We start from the raw sequence: 2,315 nt of genomic DNA on the forward strand, positions 1-2,315 counted from the left end.
GAATGAATTTGTTTCTTATATGCCCTATGAAGGCTATGGATTGGGTGTCCGATGGGATGCACTCACGCATGAATATGCAATGGAATATTTAAAATTTAGAAAACCGCGTCTGCTATACATTGCTTATGATGAAACGGATGAGTATGCGCACCAAAAAAAATACGATCGATATCTAAAAATGATAAATCGATTGGATGGTTATATTCGAGATACCTGGACGTGGGTTCAATCCAATGATATGTACCGAAACAAAACGACTTTAATCGTAACCACTGACCATGGCCGAGGCGATCACACAGACGGGCGTTGGGGGTCTCACGGAGCAAGTGTACCGGAAGCGGAGTTTGTTTGGTCAGCAGTCATCGGTCCTGATACACCGGCTTTGGGTGAAGTAACCCATACGGATACGATTGCCACTAACCAGATTGCAGCAACCATCACCCATTTATTGGGATACGATTATAAAAGCAATCGTAAAGTGGGGAGTTCCATAAAAAGTATGCTAAAATAATTTCAGGGTGTTCCCACCCCGTGGACCCACACCAGTTGTCCACCAAGATAAGACGTAAAAGAAACAATGATAACCATTAGAATAAGAAAAGCTAAAGCAAGTATATCAATGCGTCTGTCTTCCATATTTTTAAAGAATAAATAAACCCATCCCAAACAAAGAATTATAGAACCCCATGTAACGATGTTTCCCATCAGTTCGTGGCGGTTCATGAGTTCAATAATTTCAGTAGAGTAGCCCACTTGTCCCGCCTTAGTCGCTTCCCGTTCTCCTGTAATGGCAGCAAAAATTGAAAATGCAGCGGCTAATCCAAGAAGCCACATACCCACGACACGACAAATCCAATTGGGCCGCCATAAATGGATGGAATGTAGAATGAGAGCCCCGTATAAAAGTGCGATGGGAAAGTGAACTATGGCAGGGTGAAGTGGTATGTTCATTGTAATAAATTAAAACAAAAACCCCATCTTTCGACAGGGTTTTGTATGTAGCCCGTAGGAGAATCGAACTCCTGTTGCCAGGATGAAAACCTGGAGTCCTAACCACTAGACGAACGGGCCAATAGGTCTAATTCTTTCGAATTAACGGAGGCGAAATTATAAGGTTTGGTAGTTAATCACCAAACCAATTTTGTCAATTTTCAGATACGTCTAAAATATCCAGTAGTTCACCGCGCTCATGTAATTCCATTGCAATATCAGCACCACCAATCAGTTTCCCTTTAACGAATAACTGGGGGATTGTAGGCCACCCGGATTCCTCCGATAATTTTACCCGAATCATGGGGTCCTCTAAGATATTCACATCTTTGTATTCAATGCCGTAATGATTCAAAATTTGAACCACTTGGTTAGAAAATCCGCACATGGGCATATCTTTTGTACCTTTCATAAAAAGGATGACAGGGTTTCCGCTAATATCATTTTTGATTTGTTCTGCTAATTCCATTACTTTTCCTATGAATTATTTTTCGCCCACTGTTGGGGCGAATACGTTTTTAACTGAAGTGCATGAATCTCCTTCGTCATATGGTTCCCCACTGCTTTATATACGGCCTGGTGTTGATCTACCAAAGATAAGCCATCAAAGGAATCGCTTATTACAACTGCACTAAAATGATCCTTGGTACCGGTTGTATCTACAACTTCAACTTTGGCGCCGGGGATGCCTGCTTCTATTAGTGTTTTTACTATTTCTGGTTCCATAATAATCTATTGATTTTTGGCGGCGAAAATTACAACTGGTTACGTCAGAAAATATCAAAAAATATGTGATATTCATCATAAATGGAATAATGCCAAATGATTAAATTCCCGCGCTTAAATTCAAGCAATAATTCATCAATTATCGGGGAAATTTATTCAAATGCAATTCAGGATATTATCCATCCTATTATGCCTAGGAAGTACACTTCTTTTAGGCCAATCGATACATGGCTTCGTTCGGGAAGATGCCAATGGCGAACCACTCTTTTATGTAAACGTATTCATCAAAGATTCTTATAAAGGCGCAGCCACCAATCAAGACGGTTACTACGTTATTCCAAATGTCCCACCCGGAGATTACGAGGTGATTGCTTCAATTATCGGCTATCAAATGAAAACCCAAAAAATGGTACTGGGTGAGGGAGAAGATATTCGCTTGGATTTTCGTCTAGATGTGGCAGTTATTGCAGGTGAAGAAGTGAATGTATCTGCCGAGCGAATTAAATTCCAGAAGATGGTGGAGCCGAGTCGTGTCACTTTGGATATGCGTGAGATCAACGCTGCGCCGGCTTTTATTGAGGCGGACCTTTTTCGTACGC

At 41.1% G+C, this 2,315-nt stretch carries 5 protein-coding genes and 1 tRNA gene; 2 read left to right on the top strand and 4 right to left on the bottom strand.

The window, feature by feature from the left end:
* Positions 1-511 (top strand): phosphoglyceromutase (locus tag HN459_09475; GenBank protein ID MBT3479672.1); only part of this gene is annotated, 511 nt, incomplete at its 5' end.
* A 2-nt stretch (positions 512-513) separates the two neighbouring features.
* Here HN459_09475 and HN459_09480 read toward each other — a convergent pair.
* From HN459_09480 to HN459_09495, 4 genes are all read right to left on the bottom strand, one after another.
* The gene (locus HN459_09480; protein MBT3479673.1) at positions 514-951 is read right to left on the bottom strand and encodes a DUF2231 domain-containing protein; all 438 of its coding nucleotides are present in this window, start codon (positions 949-951) and stop codon (positions 514-516) included.
* 48 nt (positions 952-999) lie between these two features.
* Positions 1,000-1,071 (bottom strand) — tRNA-Glu (locus HN459_09485).
* A 73-nt stretch (positions 1,072-1,144) separates the two neighbouring features.
* Complete coding sequence (grxD, locus tag HN459_09490) at positions 1,145-1,459, bottom strand: Grx4 family monothiol glutaredoxin (protein ID MBT3479674.1); 315 nt, start codon at positions 1,457-1,459, stop codon at positions 1,145-1,147.
* Between the two features lie 8 nt (positions 1,460-1,467).
* Positions 1,468-1,716, bottom strand: coding sequence for a BolA/IbaG family iron-sulfur metabolism protein (locus HN459_09495; GenBank protein ID MBT3479675.1), 249 nt, complete (start codon positions 1,714-1,716; stop codon positions 1,468-1,470).
* A 160-nt stretch (positions 1,717-1,876) separates the two neighbouring features.
* Here HN459_09495 and HN459_09500 point away from each other — a divergent pair.
* On the top strand, positions 1,877-2,315 hold a 439-nt coding region (locus tag HN459_09500; GenBank protein ID MBT3479676.1), incomplete at its 3' end, for a carboxypeptidase-like regulatory domain-containing protein.

The sequence above is a fragment of the Candidatus Neomarinimicrobiota bacterium genome (assembly GCA_018647265.1).
Lineage (GTDB): Bacteria > Fidelibacterota > Marinisomatia > Marinisomatales > TCS55 > TCS55.

Excerpts from the sequence above, each read along its gene's own strand:
- HN459_09480 (MBT3479673.1), bottom strand. The coding sequence starts at position 951 with ATGAACATACCACTTCACCCTGCCATAGTTCACTTTCCCATCGCACTT.
- grxD (MBT3479674.1), bottom strand. The coding sequence starts at position 1,459 with ATGGAATTAGCAGAACAAATCAAAAATGATATTAGCGGAAACCCTGTC.
- HN459_09495 (MBT3479675.1), bottom strand. The coding sequence starts at position 1,716 with ATGGAACCAGAAATAGTAAAAACACTAATAGAAGCAGGCATCCCCGGC.